Raw genomic sequence first — 19581 nt, forward strand, 5'->3', positions numbered from 1 at the left:
TTTCTGTAAAAAAATAATCAGGCCTGGTGAGGTTGGGTTTGTTGCGCCCTTTTATCGGAAATTATCCAGGCCTGTTACAGGATATAATATGCGCAGGCGTTTTATAATTTTATTTGTTGCTCTTCTTTTCTCATTCGCTACCGGGACGTCAAGTGCCGGGATTGTTATTGGTGGCACCCGCGTTATCTTCCCTGGAAATAAAGCAGATACCACCCTCTCTGTCTTAAATAAAGATACGGCACTGCCTTACCTTCTTCAGGCATGGGTTGAGCCTTTTAACAATGCGGATAAGCACCAGCCGCCCTTTACGGTTATTCCTCCCGTCTCCCGGCTGGAGCCCGGCCAGGAGCGTGTCCTGCGTATCATTAAAACGCAGGGCGAATTACCGTCTGACAAGGAGTCCGTGTTTTGGCTGAATATTAAAAATATTCCCCCGTCGACAACCGAAGAAAGCAGCAAGCTGGAAATTGCCATCAAAACGCGCATTAAACTCTTCTGGCGTCCGGCGGGTGTTAAGGAAACGCCTGAAACAGCCGCTCTGAAAGTGAAATGGCAACGGCAGGGCAGCATGCTGGTGGTTACCAACCCGACGGCCATTCACGTCAATGTGATCGACGTGGTTATTGATGGCAAGCCGCTCGACCTGGCGATGATAATGCCGTTTGAGACACGTCGGCTGGCGCTGCCTGCTGGCGTGAGCAAAATGCTCACCTGGCACAGTATTAATGATTACGGCGCGATTAGCGACGCTATTCAGCAACCTCTTTAACCGCGGCGGGGTTGCTTGTATTGAAACGCTTTCACTCTTTGATTTTATCCCTGCTGTGGCTGGGAGGAAGCTATCCGCTTCTCGTCAGTGCCACACGACCACTCTTTAACGTGCGTCTGCTGGAGCTTGATCGGCCCATTGAGGTCGATATCAGCCAGTTCAATCGCCCGGATAACCTGCCTGAAGGAGAATATCAGGTTGATATCTATGTGAACGATCGATTCATTGCGCGCAGGGCGGTGCGTTTTTTCCGCCACGATCCGGAGAGTGCGTTGGCGCCTTGTTTTGTGGATGTAAAAAACACGCTGGCGATGTTTGGCCTGAAAGTGAACGCGATTAAAGCGCTGGATACGGTGAATGCTGAAGGTTGTGAACCGGTGCCGGTGCTGCCTGGCGCGAAATGGACGCTGGACAGCGAAAAGCTTGCGCTGAAGGTGTCGATCCCTCAGGTCTATCTGGACGCCACGGCGCGTGACGCCATTTCGCCCTCGCGCTGGGATCAGGGTATTGACGCTTTGATGCTGAACTACGATTTCTCCACGACCCAGACGCTGAAGTCAGACTATGACAGTGACGATCTCTACTACCTGAATTTACGCAGCGGGCTGAACATTGGCGGATGGCGTCTGCGTAACTATAGCGCCTTAAATGCGGTCAACAGCCGCGGTAACGTTCGTTCGCTGAGCACGTACTTACAGCATGATATTGCCAGCCTGCGCAGCCAGGCCATGGCGGGTGATACGTGGACCGCGAGCGATCTCTTCGACAGTTCACAGGTGCGCGGCGTGCGTCTGTACACCGACAGCGACATGCTCCCCGATAGCCAGAACGGTTTTGCGCCGGTGGTGCGCGGCGTGGCGAAAACCAACGCCGTGGTCACCATCCGCCAGAACGGCTACATGATTTATCAGTCGGCCGTGCCGCAGGGGCCGTTTGCGTTGACCGATCTCAACACCACCTCAAGCGGCGGAGATCTGGACGTCACCATCAAAGAGGAAGACGGCAGCGAGCAGCATTTTGTTCAGCCTTACGCATCTCTGGCAATTTTGCGTCGGGAGGGGCAAACGGATGTGGACATCAGCATTGGTGAGCGTCGTGATAACGATCGGTTTATGCCAGAGGTGATGCAGGCACAGGTATTGCACGGAATGGCGTGGGGAATGACGCTGTATGGTGGCACGCAGCTGGCGGACGATTACCGCGCGTTTGCCGCCGGCATTGGTAAAGATCTCGGCAATATCGGCGCTATTTCGATGGATATCACCCATGCCCAATCGCACTTTACGGACGATGACGAGCAGGGGCAATCCTGGCGTTTTCTGTACTCAAAAACGTTCGACGTCAGCAATACCAGCCTGCGTATTGTAGGTTATCGCTATTCAACGGAAGGGTTTTACACCCTGGGCGAATGGGCATCGCGCACGGGCGATAGCGAGAACTTCTGGCATACGGGCAACCGCCGCAGCCGGGTAGAAGGCACCTGGACTCAACCGTTTTCCGAGGGGTACGGTAATGTCTATCTTACACTGAGCCGGGAGCAATTCTGGCGTACAGACGATGTGCAGCGCCTGATACAGATAGGCTACAGCAACAGCTGGAAGCAGGTGGTGTGGAACCTGTCGTGGAACTATACCGATACGGTGTCTGACAGCATGGGAGAGTGGCAACAAGAAGATGAAAGCGAGCATCTCGTTATGCTGTCGCTGTCTCTGCCGCTTTCGGCCTGGTTACCCAACAGCTACGTCAACTACAACTACGCCCACAGTAACCATGGCACACCTTCCCACCAGATTGGGTTGAACGGCAATCTGCTCGACGATAACAATCTGAGCTGGAACATACAGCAGTCAGTGTATGAAAACCGCGGCACCTCGGCGGGAAATGCGGGTCTGGTCTGGGATGCGTCCTACGGCTCGCTAAAGACGAATTATGCCTGGAGCGACGAAAGCCAGAGCCTGAACTACGGCGTCAGCGGCGGCGTGTTGATCCACGACGAAGGCATCACCTTCTCACAGGAGATGGGCGAAACGGTGGCGCTGATCAAAGCGCCTGGTGCGGCAGGGTTATCGGTAGATAACGCCAGCGGCGTTGCCACCGACTGGCGCGGCTACACCGTGAAGACGCAGCTTTCACCCTACGATGAGAACCGTATTGCGCTTCAGAATAAGGATTTTGTTTCAGGCAACGTTGAGCTGGAACGCAGCGTGCAAAACCTGGTGCCTACGCGTGGCGCGGTGGTGAAAGCCGAGTTTGTTACGCACATCGGCTATCGGGTGCTGTTTAGCGTTTCACTGGCGAACGGCAAGCCTGCACCGTTTGGTGCGGTGGGTACCGCTGCGCTTGATGTGGGAAGCGCAACGGGAATTGTCGGTGACAAAGGTGAACTCTATCTCGCCGGGATGCCCGAATCGGGGCAATTTTCGCTGACGCTCAGCAGCGGCAAGGCCTGTCTGGCTGATTATCACATCCATCAGAAACCTGATTCCGGGCTTGTGCAACTGCCTGTCATTTGTCGATAAAGGATAAGAATGAAACCCCAATTCTGGCTTTTTACTCTCTTTTTTGCCGCTTTTTTTTTACAGGCGGCGCCTACCGGATACTGCGTACCAGACAATGGCAAATACCATAACTATTTCACTGTCGCGGAACAATTAACGACGCTTGATAACCTGGTTGGCATGCAGCATATGATCGATATGAATAACTCTACGACCTCGTTTAAGGGAACGTGCTACTGCCAGACGGGGAAAAATGAAAGTTACGATCATGCTTACATCACCAGCGTGGTTAATCCAGCCCTGCAGCCCACCACTAGCAGAAACAATATCTCCTATTATTATCTCAATAAGTATCTTGATATCGGTTTGCAAATCTACATTCTTGGCGTTGGCTACACCACCGTTCCCTTCGATCACCTGCCAAATGACATTGGGGGAACGTACCGGTGTCATAATGGCGTCAGTTCGCAAACCACGTTTTACAGCGGTGGGTCGGGCTTTATTTATCTGTATGTCAAAAAACAATTTACCGGCACGATCACCATACCGTCGATGGTCATGGCAAATATCTATGCCACTATCGATCCCCGTACCGTCTCGAGCGAAATCATCTCGGATGTGATTGTGCAGGGATCGGTCACGGTCCCGCAAACCTGCGAGATAGATGAAGGCCAGGCGATAATGATTGATTTCAAGTCTATTCTGGCATCGGAATTCTCAGCAAACCGGGGCCAGGCGTTGTCTTCCCGCAAGATTACCCGGCAGGTCAATATCAAATGTTCAAATATGATGTTTACCGACACGCTGGGGGCATCCTTCCACGCCTCTGCCGCGACAGCCGACAGTACGATGGTAGCCACCGATAATCCTGACGTGGGTATTAAGATTTACGATAAACATAACAGGGAAATTAATGTTAACGGCGGTGAACTTGAGGCGGAAACGACGAAAATGCCCGTGACTCTAGAAGGTGAGACGCTGGGGACGCTCACGTTTTCAAGCGCTCCGGCTAGCGCAACCGGGTCCAGACCCGCGCCCGGTCCGTTCAACGGTACGGCTACCCTGACGATTGAAATCGGACACTAATCCATTAACGGCTGTTTATGACAGCCGTTGTCATATTTCACGGACAAAACGGCGATCTTTAAAATAAAAATGACAAAAAAATGAATGCCTGATGAATTAAGTGCTATATTTTTCATGTGGTTACACCTTCCTTTGTGTTTGTCATAAAACTGTCATATTTCGTACATTTATCTGTCACCTGTTTGTCCTATTTTGCTCATCGTAGCCACTTAAACAATGATTTACGAAATCCTTGCAGGAGACATTATGAAAGTTATGCGTACCACTGTCGCAACTGTTGTCGCCGCGACCTTATCTCTGAGCGCGTTCTCTGTATTTGCAGAAGCAAGCCTGACTGGCGCTGGTGCAACCTTCCCTGCGCCGGTGTATGCCAAATGGGCGGATACCTACCAGAAAGAAACCGGTAATAAGGTTAACTATCAGGGTATCGGCTCCTCCGGTGGCGTAAAACAAATTACCGCTAACACCGTTGATTTCGGTGCATCAGACGCGCCGTTGTCTGACGATAAACTGAATCAGGAAGGCCTGTTCCAGTTCCCGACCGTGATCGGTGGTGTGGTTCTGGCTATCAACCTGCCGGGCGTGAAGTCTGGTGAGCTGGTGCTGGATGGCAAAACCCTGGGTGACATCTACCTGGGTAAAATCAAAAAATGGGATGACGAAGCGATCGCTAAGCTCAACCCAGGCCTGAAGCTGCCTGCTCAGAACATCGCCGTGGTTCGCCGCGCGGATGGTTCTGGTACCTCCTTCGTCTTCACCAGCTACCTGGCAAAAGTGAACGAAGAGTGGAAATCGAAAGTCGGTTCCGGCTCTACCGTTAACTGGCCAACTGGTCTGGGCGGTAAAGGTAACGACGGTATCGCTGCGTTCGTACAGCGTCTGCCTGGCTCAATTGGCTACGTAGAATACGCGTACGCGAAGCAGAACAACCTGTCCTACACCAAACTGGTGTCTGCTGATGGCAAACCAGTAAGCCCGACCGAAGAGAACTTTGCTAACGCTGCAAAAGGCGCTGACTGGAGCAAATCCTTCGCGCAGGATCTGACGAACCAGAAAGGCGAAGGTGCGTGGCCAATCACCTCCACCACCTTCATCCTGGTTCACAAAGAGCAGAAGAAACCTGAGCAGGGCGCTGAAGTGCTGAAGTTCTTCGACTGGGCATACAAAAACGGCGCTAAACAGGCTAACGACCTGGACTACGCCAGCCTGCCAGACAGCGTGGTTGAGCAGATTCGTGCTGCATGGAAAACCAACGTGAAAGACAGCAGCGGTAAAGCATTGTATTAATTTAGCATTCTGACGAAAATGGCGGGCGGCGCTTGCGCTTACCCGCCGATTTCGTAAACGCGTTTAACAGAAGAGTGATTTATGGCTGCAACCAAGCCTGCATTTAACCCTCCGGGTAAAAAAGGTGACATGATTTTCAGCGCGCTGGTCAAACTGGCTGCGCTGATTGTGCTATTGCTGCTGGGCGGCATTATCGTGTCTCTGATTTTCTCCTCCTGGCCGAGCATTCAGAAATTCGGTTTCTCCTTCCTGTGGACCAAAGAGTGGGATGCGCCGAACGACGTTTACGGTGCACTGGTGCCCATTTACGGCACGCTGGTGACCTCGTTCATCGCTCTGCTGATTGCGGTTCCGGTAAGCTTCGGTATTGCCCTGTTCCTGACGGAGCTGGCGCCAGGCTGGCTGCGTCGTCCGCTGGGCATCGCCATTGAACTGCTGGCGGCCATTCCAAGTATTGTGTACGGCATGTGGGGCCTGTTTATCTTTGCGCCGCTGTTTGCCACATACTTCCAGGAGCCGGTGGGAAATGTTCTTTCTGCCATTCCGTTTGTGGGCGCCCTCTTCTCAGGCCCGGCATTCGGTATTGGTATTCTTGCGGCAGGGGTGATCCTCGCCATCATGATTATTCCGTACATTGCGGCGGTTATGCGCGATGTCTTTGAACAAACCCCGGTGATGATGAAAGAGTCGGCCTACGGCATCGGCTGCACCACCTGGGAAGTCATCTGGCGCATTGTCCTTCCGTTCACCAAAAATGGGGTGATCGGCGGCGTCATGCTGGGATTAGGTCGTGCGTTGGGTGAAACCATGGCGGTCACCTTTATCATCGGTAACACCTACCAGCTCGACAGCGTCTCTCTGTATATGCCGGGTAACAGTATTACCTCTGCACTGGCGAACGAGTTTGCCGAAGCGGAATCCGGGCTGCACGTCGCGGCGCTGATGGAACTGGGTCTGATTCTGTTCGTTATCACCTTCATTGTTCTGGCGATTTCCAAGCTGATGATCCTGCGTCTCGCGAAAAATGAGGGGGCACGCTGATGGCGACTCTCGAAATGCAAAGCACCGCTCAGCTGGCGGAATCCCGCCGCAAAATGCAGGCAAAGCGTCGTTTTAAAAACCGCATTGCGCTGACGCTTTCCATGGCGACGATGGCGTTCGGCCTGTTCTGGCTGATCTGGATCCTGATGTCCACCATCACCCGTGGTATTGATGGCATGTCGCTGGCGCTGTTCACCGAAATGACGCCGCCGCCAAACACGGCGGGTGGTGGTCTGGCGAACGCCCTGGCGGGGAGTGGATTACTGATCCTGTGGGCGACCGTGTTCGGTACGCCGCTGGGCATTATGGCGGGTATCTACCTGGCAGAGTACGGGCGTAAATCCTGGCTGGCTGAGGTGATTCGCTTCATTAATGACATCCTGCTTTCTGCTCCGTCGATTGTCGTGGGTCTGTTTGTTTACACCATCGTGGTTGCGCAAATGGAACACTTCTCCGGCTGGGCGGGTGTGATTGCGCTGGCGCTGCTGCAGGTGCCTATTGTGATTCGTACCACCGAGAACATGCTGAAACTGGTGCCGGACAGCCTGCGTGAAGCGGCTTATGCGCTGGGTACGCCGAAGTGGAAAATGATCTCTGCGATTACGCTGAAAGCGTCGGTCTCCGGGATCATGACCGGGATTCTGCTGGCTATCGCCCGTATTGCCGGTGAAACGGCTCCGCTGCTGTTTACTGCCCTCTCCAACCAGTTCTGGAGCACGGACATGATGCAGCCGATCGCCAACCTGCCGGTGACGATCTTTAAATTTGCGATGAGCCCATTCGCGGAATGGCAGCAGCTGGCCTGGGCCGGGGTGCTGATCATCACCCTTTGCGTACTGTTGCTGAACATTCTGGCGCGCGTCATTTTCGCGAAGAAGAAACACGGTTAATTTTTTACGGCGCGGCAGCTCGCGGCGCCGAATGAGGAAAAGAGTCAATGAGTATGGTTGATACTGCCCCGGGTAAGATTCAGGTTCGTGATTTGAACTTCTACTACGGCAAATTCCATGCCCTGAAGAACATCAACCTGGATATCGCGAAGAACCAGGTCACGGCATTTATCGGTCCGTCTGGCTGTGGTAAATCCACGCTGCTGCGTACCTTTAACAAAATGTATTCGCTCTATCCGGAGCAGCGTGCTGAAGGTGAAATCATCCTGGACGGTGAAAACATTCTGACCCAGGCGCAGGATATCGCCCTGCTTCGCGCCAAAGTGGGGATGGTGTTCCAGAAACCGACGCCGTTCCCGATGTCCATTTATGACAACATCGCCTTTGGCGTTCGTCTGTTTGAAAAGCTTTCCCGTGCCGATATGGACGAGCGCGTGCAGTGGGCATTGACCAAGGCCGCATTATGGAACGAAACCAAAGATAAACTTCACCAGAGCGGGTACTCTCTGTCCGGTGGTCAGCAGCAGCGTCTGTGCATTGCGCGCGGTATTGCTATTCGCCCGGAAGTGTTGCTGCTTGATGAGCCGTGTTCAGCGCTGGACCCGATATCAACTGGCCGTATTGAAGAGCTGATCACCGAGCTGAAGCAGGATTACACCGTGGTTATCGTGACCCACAACATGCAGCAGGCTGCGCGTTGCTCCGATCACACCGCGTTTATGTACCTGGGCGAGCTGATCGAGTTCAGCGATACGGACGCGCTGTTCACCAGACCGGCGAAGAAACAAACCGAAGATTACATTACTGGCCGCTACGGTTGATTTGGAGTGAATCATGGACAACCTCAATCTTAACAAACACATTTCCGGCCAGTTCAACGCAGAGCTGGAGAGTATTCGCACGCAGGTGATGACCATGGGTGGCATGGTTGAACAGCAGCTTTCCGATGCGATTACGGCGATGCACAACCAGGACAGCGAGCTGGCGAAGCGCGTCATTGAAGGCGACAAGAACGTCAACATGATGGAAGTCGCCATCGACGAAGCGTGCGTGCGCATTATCGCGAAACGTCAGCCGACGGCGAGCGATCTGCGTCTGGTGATGGCCATCATCAAAACCATCGCCGAGCTGGAGCGTATTGGTGACGTGGCCGACAAAATCTGCCGCACCGCGCTGGAGAAATTCTCTCAGCAGCACCAGCCGCTGCTGGTGAGCCTGGAGTCACTGGGTCGGCACACCGTGCAGATGCTGCACGACGTGCTGGATGCTTTTGCGCGTATGGATCTGGACGAAGCGGTGCGTATCTACCGGGAAGACAAGAAGGTCGACCAGGAATATGAAGGCATCGTGCGTCAGCTGATGACCTACATGATGGAAGACTCCCGTACCATCCCAAGCGTGCTGACCGCCCTGTTCTGCGCGCGCTCCATCGAGCGTATCGGCGACCGCTGCCAGAACATTTGCGAATACATTTTCTACTTCGTGAAGGGTCAGGACTTCCGTCACGTCGGCGGCGACGAGCTGGACAAGCTGCTGGCGGGTAAAGACCCGAAAGAGTGATTTTTGTGGCGGATGGCGCTAGCGCTTACCCGCCCTACGCTCTAACTGGTTTTCTCCCTCTCCCTTTGGGAGAGGGGAAACACTACCGAGTAATATCCCACCCGCGCGCTTTCCACAGATCCGGCAACTGCGCCAGATCGGTAAAGGTCGTCACGTTTGGATGAACGATCGGCTTGTTGTGCGGATCGGCACAGAAGTAAAACACCTCCATCCCTGCATCAATGCCGGACTGCGCACCCGCAGACGAGTCATCCACCAGAATGCAGTTCTCGACGTTGACGTGCATCGCTTTCGCCGCATGGAACATCAGCGCCGGATCGGGCTTCCAGCGCTGGATATCGTAGCCGCTGAACAGTTTTTCCGGGAAATGGTGCAACATTTCAAGCTTGCCGAGCGAGTGCTGCATTTTGCTGACCGGACCGTTAGAGACCACGCAGATCGGCACCGTCATCGCATCCAGCAGCGCGTTTGCGCCTGATATAACTTCCAGCTCTGAGTCGAACAGGCGTGCAACCTCGGCGCGATACACCGGCTCCAGATCCGCTTTTGCCAGAAAGACACCGTGTTCTTCGTTAATGATGTCGATAATCTCGTAGAGCTTCACGCCCTTAAAGCGCTTAAACACCTCTTCGAGCTCCAGCGTAATGCCAAATTCCTGGAACATGGTGACATACGCGCGGGAACAAATGACCTCACTGTCGACCAGCGTACCGTCGCAGTCAAAAAATACCGCTTCAATTCCGGACATGCCTTTCCCTTTTAACAAGTTTAACGTTTTCGTACGGCAGTTCGCCGGGACGCAATCGTTGCCGTATAAGCAAAATCAATGAAAAAAGTATCACGTAACTGCCACTATTGTCGCATTTTGGTATAGGATAGCGACGAATTTTCCCTCCTTGTTCGGAAATTGATGATGAGTCAACAACACACTACCCAGACATCTGGTCAGGGTCTGCTTGAGCGCGTGTTTAAACTGCGCGAGCACGGCACAACGGCACGCACCGAAGTGATCGCCGGTTTCACCACCTTCCTGACGATGGTCTACATCGTTTTTGTGAACCCTCAAATTCTGGGCGTTGCTGGCATGGATACCAGCGCCGTCTTTGTGACTACCTGTCTGATTGCGGCGCTTGGCAGCATCCTGATGGGCGTGTTCGCTAACCTGCCGGTTGCGCTGGCTCCCGCTATGGGTCTGAACGCCTTCTTCGCGTTCGTGGTGGTTCAGGCGATGGGGCTGCCGTGGCAGGTAGGCATGGGCGCAATTTTCTGGGGCGCTATTGGTCTGCTGCTGCTGACCATTTTCCGCGTACGTTACTGGATGATCGCGAACATTCCGGTGAGCCTGCGCGTGGGTATTACCAGCGGTATTGGTCTGTTCATCGGTATGATGGGGCTGAAAAACGCCGGTGTGATCGTCGCGAACCCGGAAACGCTGGTGAGCATTGGTCATCTGACCTCGCATAACGTGCTGCTGGGCGTGCTGGGCTTCTTCATCATTGCGATCCTGGCCTCCCGCAATATTCATGCGGCAGTGCTGGTATCCATCGTGGTCACGACCTTACTGGGCTGGATGCTGGGCGACGTTCACTATAACGGTATCGTCTCTGCGCCACCGAGCGTTTCAACCGTGATTGGTCACGTTGACCTGGCGGGTTCCCTGAACCTGGGCCTGGCGGGTGTGATTTTCTCCTTCATGCTGGTCAACCTGTTTGACTCTTCCGGTACGCTGATTGGCGTGACGGACAAAGCAGGTCTGGCGGATGAGAAAGGGAAATTCCCACGCATGAAGCAGGCGCTGTTTGTGGATAGCATCTCTTCCGTCGCGGGCTCTTTCATCGGCACCTCGTCTGTTACCGCTTACATTGAATCCTCTTCCGGCGTGTCCGTGGGCGGTCGTACCGGCCTGACGGCAGTGGTGGTGGGTATTCTGTTCCTGCTGGTGATCTTCCTCTCTCCGCTGGCGGGTATGGTTCCTCCGTATGCGGCAGCTGGCGCGCTGATTTACGTGGGGGTGCTGATGACCTCCAGCCTGTCACGCGTGAAGTGGGATGATTTAACCGAAGCGGTGCCGGCGTTTATTACCGCCGTGATGATGCCATTCAGCTTCTCGATCACCGAAGGTATCGCGCTGGGCTTTATCTCGTACTGCGTGATGAAGATCGGTACCGGCCGCTTCCGCGATCTCAGCCCGTGCGTGATTGTTGTTGCGCTGCTGTTTGTGCTGAAGATTGTGTTTATCGATGCGCACTAAGGTGCGGTTTGTGGTGTCAGGTGGCGCTTCGCTTACCTGAGCTACTGAAGAGTGTAGGCCCGGTAAGCGCTAGCGCCACCGGGCTTTTTTATCAGGCTTTAACCCGCTTAATATAATCCCCAAACGCCGTCAGCTGACCAGACAGATGGTCACGCGTGCTCTGGTCCACCACGTCACCCGTCTGCGGGTCGACCTTGTTCTGAATCACGCCACCCATAAACTCCGGCTTGTTCATCACCATCGCATCCAGGAATACCAGGATCTGGCGCAGGTGGTACTGGCAGCGTGCGCCACCAATGGCACCCATAGAACTGGTCTGGATGAGTACCGGTTTACCCGCCAGCGGCTGCTCAGGTAAACGGGACAGCCAGTCGATGGCATTCTTCAGGCCACCCGGAACCGAGTAGTTATACTCCGGGGTGACAATGACCACGCCGTCGGCCTGGCGGATCTGATCTGCCAGCGCCTCAACGCTCTGCGGGAACCCTTCTTCCTGCTGGACATCTGCATCATACAGCGGGATGTCACCAATAGACGGCAGGGCGCTAATCTCCATACCTGCCGGTGCCAGCTGTGGCAGCGTGCGGGCAACCATCCCGTTAAATGAACCTTTGCGCAGGCTTCCCAGTAACGTAACAACTTTCAACGTATCAGACATGATTACTCCTGTTTCATCATGATGACCCTGAATGGATCAGCTAAGGATGTATGCTTTTTCTGCCGGTAAACTGGTTAATCGCATCAGACGTGCGGCGGGTTCGTTGGCTCGCTCGGGCACATCCGGAAGAGTACGCCATCCCTCTTTACTGTCAAATGCCCAAACCTTTAGCCGTTCGATGGCGGGGCTGACGGCAACGGACCATATCAACACATCTTCTGCATCGCTGAGCGCTTCTACAAGCGTTGCCTGAGCGGCACGCAGGCGTCCGGAGCCTGGCAACAGCTGCAACTGACGTGCGTCATCTGAGGCACAACCGCAGAGCTTGCGGATGCTCTGGCGCAGGGTGATGAGCTGAGCTCTGGCCTCGACGGGATCGGTTTGGTTGCGCACCCAGAGTTTTTCATTACTTGAGAGCGGGTAGTCATCGTGCGGGCTTGCACCGTGGAATCCTCGCGTTGCACGCTGAAGCTCCATATCCAGCCCGCAATCCCCCTCGGTGGTTAGCGCTACACCAATGATATTCCCCGTGTAGGCAATAGAAAAACGGGGGAGATCCGGGTCGGCAAAGACCGGGCGGCCTTCGGGTTGGGTGATGATCTCCGGCAGTTCGCTGGTGCCATACAGCATGAACATCAGTTCTGCGAGCAGCGCTCTGGACGCTAAAAAACGCGTTCTGCGGTGTTCGGGGAGTTTGAGCGCCTCACTGTGACAGGCGGAAGAGATTCTGGCCGATACGAGACGTCCTTCTGTGAGTATCCCTCTTGCAAAGTGCGTTGCCATTTTTCGCTCCTTGATAATGGTCGTATTCGGTTAAACGGTTACATGATTATCGCTCAACTTGCCTCCTGTTTTAATCAGTAAATGGGCGTAAGAGAAGCCTTAGGACCGAACTTTACATTTTCTTAGGCAAAAATCGGACTGTTGGCACCGTATAAGGCCTTGATGGTCTCCCGTAGCCAGAGGATTTTCGGATTATGGCTGTTCCGTTTATGCCAGATCAGCGTGAAGGGAACGGTCAGCTTTTCAGCCTGCGCTTCGTCAATGGGAATGGGAAGCGCGATCAGCTTCCGCTGGTGGAGGTGATTATAGTGATGGCAGTAGTGCGGAGCGGTGGCTATATAGTTATGACCGGGCTGAGCCGCCATAAACATCGCCTGTTCGAAGCCCGGCAGGCTCATGGCGATGGTGCGCTCACGTCCCATCTCCTTGAGAACTTCATCAAGCGCCCAGGTGTCGCTGCGTTCCCAGAAGATGCTGATATGGGGGTAGCGCAGGAAGGTCTCCAGATCCCACTCTTCCTGAAGTGCCGGATGGTCCTCGCGCAGATAGACGCACGGACGGTCGCTAAACAGGATTTCGTAGTCGATAAACCACGGCATCAGTTTCAGCAGTTCCCGCGAGCGCGGGTGCGTTTCGCGGCCGGTGAAGCCCACATCCACTTCCCCGCGCGTAATGGCGTCCAGCGAATCGTAATCCCAGTGACGCATCTTCACCGTTGCCTGCGGATAGCGCTGGTTCACCTGTTCCAGCAGGTCATTAAAGCGGATAAGCATCAACGGCGTTTCTGCAGCCAGCATGAACGTTAGCCCGCCCGGCGAATCATGATGGAATTTGTCGAGGATCTGGTTGCCGATTTGCATCCAGTCCGCCAGGTCCTGCTCCAGGCTGACCGTTAGCGGCGTGGGCAGTAGCCCTAACGGCGTTTTGACAAACAGCGGGTCGTCGAACCAGTCGCGCAGCTTGCCCAGTGATTTACTTACCGCTGACGGCGTGACGTTCATCCGCTTTGCGGCTTTGGTGACGCTGCGCTCCTGCAGCAAAAGCTGCAGACAAAGCAAAAGGTTAAGATCGAGATTACTGATGGGCTTCTTCATAGTTTGCCGCAGGCTGGATAACCAAAAGTAAAGTGATGCAGACCATGCTACAGCCAATCAGAATCCCGATCAGCATATTGAGCGCGTTAAGTCCGATGACCGCCGCCAGCCAAATCCACAGCGATGAACCGCAGACCTGCGCGATCCCCAGCACCGAGCTTGCCACGCCTGCCCGCAGCGAGAATGGGCCGAGCGCCTGACTCATCGCGACGCCAAAACCAACCGAGAATCCGGCGCAAATGAGGGTAATGCCCACCAGCATCACCGCGTGTGAGCTTGCCGTCGCCAGGATCAGACCTGCAGCGAGGAACAACACCTGCGAGGTCAGCATCAGCATGCGCTGGCTGAAAATATTGAGTGCAAAAGGAGTAGAGAAGGAGACGGCCATACTGACCATGGCGGTTAAGGCCATCACCGTTGAATATTCTCCGCGATCGAAGCCCATGGTCTCCATCAGCAATATAGGTGAAACGTTTACATAGGTCAGGATCACCGCCACGCTGAGCGTAGTGACGGCCAGGCGACTGAGGAAAAAGCGGTTGATGAGCTTCTCGGCCGGGTGAATTCTTGCGGTATGACCGCTATTCTGCGAACCCGGGTGGGTCTCTTTCAGCACGGCAATCGATAGGATAAACACCAGCGCCCCCATGGCTGCCATGGTCCAGAACAGGCTTTGCCACGGGAGTTTCAGCATGATCAGATAGCCTACGACGGGAGCCAGCACCGGGATGATGCAGGTTATGCCGTTCAGCATGGAGAGCACCTTCGCGCGACGCTGGGCGCTTAAGGTATCGCGCAGGATCGCAAAGGCCACCACATAGCAGCCACCCGCTCCAATGCCCTGAATAAAACGTCCTGTCAGGAACAGGGTGCTTTCCTGGGCGACGGAACACAGTATCGATGCCAGCGCGAACACAATCGCACCGGTAATCGCGACAGGCTGACGACCTGCCTTATCCGCAATTTTTCCGGCAAACACCATCGACGACGCCATCCCCGCGAGGTAGGCCGAAAACGCAATATGCAGCTGCGCTTCGCTGGCACCCAGATCGTGGGCGATGTGCGGTAATCCCACCAGATACATATCAATGCCAGACGGATAAAGCAGAACGAGCGCAAAACTACAAAACAGAAAACGAGCCATAAACCCCCCATGGATGCAGGCAAGCAGAATAGGGGGAGAAGAGGGATTAGGCGAGTTGCCATTTGGACAATGGTGATTTCCTGAGAGGAAATCACCATGGATTAGCGGATGTTATTTGCCAATACAGAAGCTCGAGAAAATCCTTCCCAGCAGATCGTCCGAGGTAAACTCCCCGGTGATCTCACTCAGATTCTGCTGCGCCAGACGCAGCTCTTCCGCCAGCAGTTCACCCGCCCAGGCGCCGATCAGCTGTGCTTTACCCTGGTCAAGATGACGGGCCGCCTCTTCCAGCGCCTGCAGGTGACGACGGCGCGCCAGGAAGCCGCCTTCCATGCTGGTGTCAAAGCCCATGCTCTGCTTGAGATGGTTACGCAGGTCGTCCACGCCCTCACCGGTGCGCGCCGACAGGCGAATGAGCGAGTGACCATTCACATCGCTGATACCCAGCGTTTCACCGGTCACGTCTGCTTTGTTGCGCACTACGGTGATCGGCAGCTTAGCCGGCAGGCGGGCGATAAAATCTGGCCAGATCTCAGCCGGGTCAACGGCGTCGGTGGTGGTGCCGTCCACCATAAACAGCACGCGGTCAGCCTGCTCGATCTCCTGCCAGGCGCGTTCAATACCGATACGCTCAACTTCATCGCTGGCATCGCGCAGACCGGCGGTATCGATAATGTGCAGCGGCATCCCGTCGATGTGGATATGCTCGCGCAGCACGTCGCGGGTGGTACCGGCAATGTCGGTCACAATGGCCGCTTCACGGCCCGCCAGGGCGTTCAACAGGCTCGATTTCCCGGCGTTCGGGCGCCCGGCAATGACCACCTTCATCCCTTCGCGCAGCAGGCTGCCCTGACGCGCCTCGGCGCGCACCGCGTCGAGGTCGCTCATCACCTGGTTGAGCTGGGCTTCGATTTTTCCGTCAGAGAGGAAGTCGATCTCCTCGTCAGGGAAGTCGATAGCTGCTTCCACGTAGATCCGAAGGTGAGTAAGTGCTTCCACCAGGTGATTCACGCGGGCAGAAAATGCCCCCTGAAGCGAGTTCAGGGCGGAGCGAGCCGCCTGTTCAGAACTGGCGTCGATCAGATCGGCAATCGCCTCGGCCTGGGCCAGGTCAAGCTTATCGTTCAGAAAAGCACGCTCGGAGAACTCGCCCGGCTTCGCAATACGCAGGCCTGGCAGGGTCAGAATACGTTTTAACAGCAGGTCGAGGATCACCGGGCCGCCGTGGCCCTGCAGCTCCAGCACGTCTTCGCCGGTAAAGGAGTTCGGGCCGGGGAACCACAGCGCTATGCCCTGGTCCAGCGGCGTACCGTCGCTGTCTTTAAACGGCAGGTAATCCGCGTAGCGCGGTTTTGGCAGTTTACCCAGCACCGCTTCAGCCACCTCGCGCGCCTTCAGGCCGGAGATGCGCAGAATACCTACACCACCGCGTCCCGGTGGGGTTGCCTGGGCGACGATAGTGTCGTTATGGCTCATGGTTGCTCTCGTTCAATACAAATAAAAAAGGCGGTCAATCGACCGCCCTTATTTTAGCGTTAACTTATCGGATCAGGACTTTTTCTTTTCGCGGCTATGCAGGCCACGTTTTTCCAGACCACGGTAAATCAGCTGCTGCTGGATGATGGTCACCAGGTTGCTGACGATATAGTACAGCACCAGACCTGACGGGAACCACAGGAAGAACACGGTGAAGATGACCGGCATAAAGGTCATGATCTTCTGCTGCATCGGGTCGGTCACGGTGGTCGGCGACATCTTCTGGATGAAGAACATCGTCACGCCCATCAGGATCGGCAGGATGTAGTACGGGTCCTGTGCAGACAGGTCATGGATCCACAGGGCGAACGGCGCATGGCGCAGCTCAACGGAACCCATCAGCATGTAGTACAGCGCAAGGAAGATTGGCATCTGAATCAGCAGCGGGAAGCAACCACCCAGCGGGTTCACTTTCTCTGCTTTATACAGGGCCATCATTTCCTGGCTCTGACGCTGTTTGTCATCGCCCAGACGCTCACGCATTGCCTGAATCTTCGGCTGCAGCATGCGCATCTTCGCCATGGAGGTGTACTGCGCTTTGGTCAGCGGGTACATGATGCCACGAACGATAAAGGTGATAACGATGATGGAGAAGCCCCAGTTACCCAGGAAGCTGTGGATGAACTTCAGCAGCTTAAACAGCGGCTGAGAGATGAACCACAACCAACCATAATCGACGGTCAGATCCAGGTGCGGCGCAACAGCAGCCATTTTGTCCTGAATTTCCGGGCCGACCCACAGGGTGCTTGCCAGCTTACCGGTTTGACCCGGCTGAACCAGAACTGGCTGAGATTTGTAGCCGATGGCTGCAATACCGTTGCCCAGGTTCGCGGTATAGAAGTTATTGGTACCGTCGTTGTTTGGCACCCATGCAGTCGCGAAATACTGCTGCAGCATTGCCACCCAACCGCCTTTAGCACTGACGTTCAGGTTTTCGTTATCGGCAATGGTGTCGAACTTGTATTTCTCATACTTCGCGTCAGGCGTGGAGTATGCCGCGCCACGGAAGGTGTGCAGCGCGAAGTTGCTGCTTCCGGTGTCACGGTGAGACGGCAGATTGATGGACTGCTTCAGCTGACCGAAGGTAGACAGTTCCAGCGGTTTCGCACCGGTGTTCTGTACGCTGTAGCCCACGTTTACCGCATATTCACCGCGTTTCAGGGTGAAGGTTTTGGTGAACGTGTTGCCTGCCGCGTCGGTATAGGTCATCGGGATAACGAGTTCGTTCTGGCCATCAGCCAGCGCAAAGGTGTCGCTCTCGACGTTATACAGTGGACGCGCACCGTTAGCCGGGTTATCCGGGCCATCACGACCGGTCAGGCCGCTCTGCGCCTGATAGATAAACTCTGGCGTGGTTTCCAGTAACTGGAACGGTTCGGTAGACTTCAGCTCTTTCGGGTAGGTCAACAGCAGCGCCTGCTCAACATCACCACCACGGGTGTTGATAGTCAGCTCAAGCACATCGGTCTTAACCGTAATCTGTTTCCCCTGGCCACTGGCCGGTACGCCCTGGTCGGCGGCGCTACCCGCTGCGGTGGTCGTAGTCTGCGTGGTCTGCTGCTGGGGTTGAGGATTTTTATCCTGCTCCCATGCCTGCCAGATCATGAAAGACACGAACAACAAAGCGATGATAAGAAGATTGCGTTGCGAATCCATCGTTAGTGTTCTCTGGTATCAAAAGGTCCTGGGGGGACGGGGTCGTCTCCACCGGGGTGTAAAGGGTGGCATTTTAATACGCGTTTCACCGTCAACCAACTGCCTTTTATCACTCCAAACCTGCGCAATGCCTCAATTCCGTAGCTTGAGCATGTTGGTGTGAAACGGCAGTGCGGCCCGAGTAGCGGACTAATCAGGCGTTGATAGACCCGAATGAGGGCTATCAGGACCCGTGAGCCAGGCGACAGTGGCGGCGCCATAATTTTTCCAACGCTTCCGAGAGAGCACGGTTATCGAGGTCGGCAACCCCCTTTTTAGCCACCACCACGAAATCCATAGAAGGCAGTTCGTGCTGACGTAAACGGAAGCTTTCACGCGTCAGACGTTTAATCCGATTGCGTTCATGCGCGCGCTTAACGTTTTTCTTGGCGACTGTGAGACCGATGCGGGGATGCCCCAGCGAATTTTGGCGGCCGAGGATGGTGATTTGCGGCGTGCCAGCCCGTTGTGGCTGCTGGAAGACGAAAGTGAAATGAGTGGGAGTTAACAAACGTAACTCCCTGGGAAATGCGAGCTTAACCACTCAGGGGTTAGCTTTATTACTTGGAAACGGTCAGACGAGCGCGGCCTTTAGCACGACGACGTGCCAGAACCTGACGACCATTTTTAGTAGCCATACGAGCACGGAAGCCGTGAGAACGGTTGCGCTTCAGTACAGACGGTTGAAAAGTGCGTTTCATGGCGATTTCTACCTAAACTTGAATAAATTCACTGACTTTTGCGTATACCCGAACGAGTTTCGAACGACTAACGCCTCAGCGTGGGTGATTAAAGAGGCCGGATTGTAATAATTGTACACTCCGGAGTCAATTCTCTTTCCTTATTTCCCGCGTATTTCCGCACGATTTCGCGTGGAAAATGAGCAACGGACGACGCAGGAAGATGAGCATCACGCGCCGGGTCGAGGATTATACGGGCTCGGCAACAAAGCGCAAGGATCGTCCCGGATCTTCGTTAGATCATTTAAGCAATAAATTGTCGTTGCTCATTAAATTTTCCAATATGCGGGCTAAATCGCGAGGCACTCGCGCCAGGATCGTTTACACTTACCCGGTTTCGGATCTTCCTGTGGATAAATCGGGAAGAATCTGTGAGAAACAGAAGATCTCTGGCTCAGTTTAGGCTATGATCCGCGGTCCCGATCGGGATCCCAGGATCCTGGTCAGGATTAAATTGCAGATAGCAATTCGCACGTCACCCTTTGCACAGGGTCATGTCGATGTGCGCCAACAATCATGAATATTCAATAGTTTTCTTTTATTGTTCGA

General features: G+C 54.6%; 19 protein-coding genes and 1 pseudogene. 9 read left to right on the forward strand and 11 right to left on the reverse strand.

Annotated features, from left to right (window positions below; all coding sequences use genetic code 11):
* Positions 1–88 precede the first annotated feature (88 nt).
* The 8 genes from G0034_RS23110 (at position 89) to phoU (ending at position 9131) form a co-directional block, all read left to right on the forward strand.
* Positions 89–769: a fimbria/pilus periplasmic chaperone gene (locus tag G0034_RS23110; RefSeq protein ID WP_014881888.1), complete on the forward strand. Its 681-nt coding sequence runs from the start codon at positions 89–91 to the stop codon at positions 767–769.
* A 41-nt stretch (positions 770–810) separates the two neighbouring features.
* Entirely contained in the window at positions 811–3288 is a 2478-nt protein-coding gene (locus tag G0034_RS23115; protein ID WP_502706673.1) for a fimbria/pilus outer membrane usher protein, read from the forward strand.
* A 9-nt stretch (positions 3289–3297) separates the two neighbouring features.
* Positions 3298–4353, forward strand: coding sequence for a fimbrial protein (locus G0034_RS23120; RefSeq protein ID WP_179121297.1), 1056 nt, complete (start codon positions 3298–3300; stop codon positions 4351–4353).
* 246 nt (positions 4354–4599) lie between these two features.
* The gene (gene pstS / locus G0034_RS23125; RefSeq protein WP_014881891.1) at positions 4600–5640 is read left to right on the forward strand and encodes a phosphate ABC transporter substrate-binding protein PstS; all 1041 of its coding nucleotides are present in this window, start codon (positions 4600–4602) and stop codon (positions 5638–5640) included.
* An 81-nt stretch (positions 5641–5721) separates the two neighbouring features.
* Positions 5722–6681, forward strand: a complete 960-nt coding sequence (gene pstC / locus G0034_RS23130) for a phosphate ABC transporter permease PstC (RefSeq protein WP_014881892.1) — start codon at positions 5722–5724, stop codon at positions 6679–6681.
* Entirely contained in the window at positions 6681–7571 is an 891-nt protein-coding gene (gene pstA, locus G0034_RS23135; protein ID WP_014881893.1) for a phosphate ABC transporter permease PstA, read from the forward strand. The genes pstC and pstA overlap by 1 nt, the downstream gene beginning before the upstream one ends.
* A 47-nt stretch (positions 7572–7618) precedes the next feature.
* Positions 7619–8392 carry a phosphate ABC transporter ATP-binding protein PstB gene (pstB, locus tag G0034_RS23140; protein ID WP_010426574.1) on the forward strand — a complete coding sequence of 258 codons (774 nt, stop codon included), beginning with the start codon at positions 7619–7621 and terminating at the stop codon, positions 8390–8392.
* A gap of 13 nt (positions 8393–8405) precedes the next feature.
* Positions 8406–9131, forward strand: coding sequence for a phosphate signaling complex protein PhoU (phoU, locus tag G0034_RS23145; protein WP_008500182.1), 726 nt, complete (start codon positions 8406–8408; stop codon positions 9129–9131).
* Between the two features lie 82 nt (positions 9132–9213).
* Here phoU and yieH read toward each other — a convergent pair whose 3' ends face one another.
* Positions 9214–9879, reverse strand: coding sequence for a 6-phosphogluconate phosphatase (gene yieH, locus G0034_RS23150; protein WP_179121298.1), 666 nt, complete (start codon positions 9877–9879; stop codon positions 9214–9216).
* A gap of 165 nt (positions 9880–10044) precedes the next feature.
* On the opposite strand from yieH, the gene adeP reads away from it, so the two are divergent.
* Positions 10045–11382 carry an adenine permease AdeP gene (gene adeP, locus G0034_RS23155; protein WP_137675653.1) on the forward strand — a complete coding sequence of 446 codons (1338 nt, stop codon included), beginning with the start codon at positions 10045–10047 and terminating at the stop codon, positions 11380–11382.
* 91 nt (positions 11383–11473) lie between these two features.
* Here adeP and G0034_RS23160 read toward each other — a convergent pair whose 3' ends face one another.
* The 10 genes and pseudogenes from G0034_RS23160 to G0034_RS23705 all read right to left on the reverse strand — a co-directional run.
* A complete protein-coding gene (locus tag G0034_RS23160) occupies positions 11474–12040 on the reverse strand; it encodes an NADPH-dependent FMN reductase (RefSeq protein WP_014881896.1) in 567 nt (188 codons plus the stop codon).
* A gap of 36 nt (positions 12041–12076) precedes the next feature.
* Positions 12077–12823 carry a 4'-phosphopantetheinyl transferase family protein gene (locus tag G0034_RS23165; protein WP_014881897.1) on the reverse strand — a complete coding sequence of 249 codons (747 nt, stop codon included), beginning with the start codon at positions 12821–12823 and terminating at the stop codon, positions 12077–12079.
* A 122-nt stretch (positions 12824–12945) separates the two neighbouring features.
* A complete protein-coding gene (gene yidZ / locus G0034_RS23170) occupies positions 12946–13917 on the reverse strand; it encodes an HTH-type transcriptional regulator YidZ (RefSeq protein ID WP_032635227.1) in 972 nt (323 codons plus the stop codon).
* Positions 13898–15061, reverse strand: a complete 1164-nt coding sequence (locus G0034_RS23175; RefSeq protein ID WP_063667056.1) for an MFS transporter — start codon at positions 15059–15061, stop codon at positions 13898–13900. The genes yidZ and G0034_RS23175 overlap by 20 nt, the downstream gene beginning before the upstream one ends.
* A gap of 111 nt (positions 15062–15172) precedes the next feature.
* The gene (mnmE, locus tag G0034_RS23180) at positions 15173–16537 is read right to left on the reverse strand and encodes a tRNA uridine-5-carboxymethylaminomethyl(34) synthesis GTPase MnmE (RefSeq protein WP_014881900.1); all 1365 of its coding nucleotides are present in this window, start codon (positions 16535–16537) and stop codon (positions 15173–15175) included.
* 72 nt (positions 16538–16609) lie between these two features.
* Positions 16610–18253 carry a membrane protein insertase YidC gene (gene yidC, locus G0034_RS23185; protein ID WP_014881901.1) on the reverse strand — a complete coding sequence of 548 codons (1644 nt, stop codon included), beginning with the start codon at positions 18251–18253 and terminating at the stop codon, positions 16610–16612.
* A 2-nt stretch (positions 18254–18255) separates the two neighbouring features.
* Positions 18256–18513, reverse strand: coding sequence for a membrane protein insertion efficiency factor YidD (yidD, locus tag G0034_RS23190; RefSeq protein ID WP_001307474.1), 258 nt, complete (start codon positions 18511–18513; stop codon positions 18256–18258).
* A complete protein-coding gene (rnpA, locus tag G0034_RS23195) occupies positions 18477–18836 on the reverse strand; it encodes a ribonuclease P protein component (RefSeq protein WP_014072458.1) in 360 nt (119 codons plus the stop codon). Before rnpA ends, yidD begins: the two co-directional genes overlap by 37 nt.
* 16 nt (positions 18837–18852) lie before the next feature.
* Positions 18853–18993: a 50S ribosomal protein L34 gene (gene rpmH, locus G0034_RS23200; RefSeq protein WP_000831330.1), complete on the reverse strand. Its 141-nt coding sequence runs from the start codon at positions 18991–18993 to the stop codon at positions 18853–18855.
* A 228-nt stretch (positions 18994–19221) separates the two neighbouring features.
* Positions 19222–19272 (reverse strand): annotated as a pseudogene (locus tag G0034_RS23705) (hypothetical protein); the annotation flags it as partial.
* Positions 19273–19581: the final 309 nt, after the last annotated feature.

Origin of the sequence: Enterobacter sp. T2 (assembly GCF_010692925.1) — a bacterium.
GTDB lineage: Bacteria > Pseudomonadota > Gammaproteobacteria > Enterobacterales > Enterobacteriaceae > Enterobacter > Enterobacter kobei.

Excerpts from the sequence above, each read along its gene's own strand:
- G0034_RS23110 (WP_014881888.1), top strand. The coding sequence starts at position 89 with ATGCGCAGGCGTTTTATAATTTTATTTGTTGCTCTTCTTTTCTCATTC.
- G0034_RS23120 (WP_179121297.1), top strand. The coding sequence starts at position 3,298 with ATGAAACCCCAATTCTGGCTTTTTACTCTCTTTTTTGCCGCTTTTTTT.
- pstS (WP_014881891.1), top strand. The coding sequence starts at position 4,600 with ATGAAAGTTATGCGTACCACTGTCGCAACTGTTGTCGCCGCGACCTTA.
- pstC (WP_014881892.1), top strand. The coding sequence starts at position 5,722 with ATGGCTGCAACCAAGCCTGCATTTAACCCTCCGGGTAAAAAAGGTGAC.
- pstA (WP_014881893.1), top strand. The coding sequence starts at position 6,681 with ATGGCGACTCTCGAAATGCAAAGCACCGCTCAGCTGGCGGAATCCCGC.
- pstB (WP_010426574.1), top strand. The coding sequence starts at position 7,619 with ATGAGTATGGTTGATACTGCCCCGGGTAAGATTCAGGTTCGTGATTTG.
- phoU (WP_008500182.1), top strand. The coding sequence starts at position 8,406 with ATGGACAACCTCAATCTTAACAAACACATTTCCGGCCAGTTCAACGCA.
- yieH (WP_179121298.1), bottom strand. The coding sequence starts at position 9,879 with ATGTCCGGAATTGAAGCGGTATTTTTTGACTGCGACGGTACGCTGGTC.
- adeP (WP_137675653.1), top strand. The coding sequence starts at position 10,045 with ATGAGTCAACAACACACTACCCAGACATCTGGTCAGGGTCTGCTTGAG.
- G0034_RS23160 (WP_014881896.1), bottom strand. The coding sequence starts at position 12,040 with ATGTCTGATACGTTGAAAGTTGTTACGTTACTGGGAAGCCTGCGCAAA.
- G0034_RS23165 (WP_014881897.1), bottom strand. The coding sequence starts at position 12,823 with ATGGCAACGCACTTTGCAAGAGGGATACTCACAGAAGGACGTCTCGTA.
- yidZ (WP_032635227.1), bottom strand. The coding sequence starts at position 13,917 with ATGAAGAAGCCCATCAGTAATCTCGATCTTAACCTTTTGCTTTGTCTG.
- G0034_RS23175 (WP_063667056.1), bottom strand. The coding sequence starts at position 15,061 with ATGGCTCGTTTTCTGTTTTGTAGTTTTGCGCTCGTTCTGCTTTATCCG.
- mnmE (WP_014881900.1), bottom strand. The coding sequence starts at position 16,537 with ATGAGCCATAACGACACTATCGTCGCCCAGGCAACCCCACCGGGACGC.
- yidC (WP_014881901.1), bottom strand. The coding sequence starts at position 18,253 with ATGGATTCGCAACGCAATCTTCTTATCATCGCTTTGTTGTTCGTGTCT.
- yidD (WP_001307474.1), bottom strand. The coding sequence starts at position 18,513 with ATGGCGCCGCCACTGTCGCCTGGCTCACGGGTCCTGATAGCCCTCATT.
- rpmH (WP_000831330.1), bottom strand. The coding sequence starts at position 18,993 with ATGAAACGCACTTTTCAACCGTCTGTACTGAAGCGCAACCGTTCTCAC.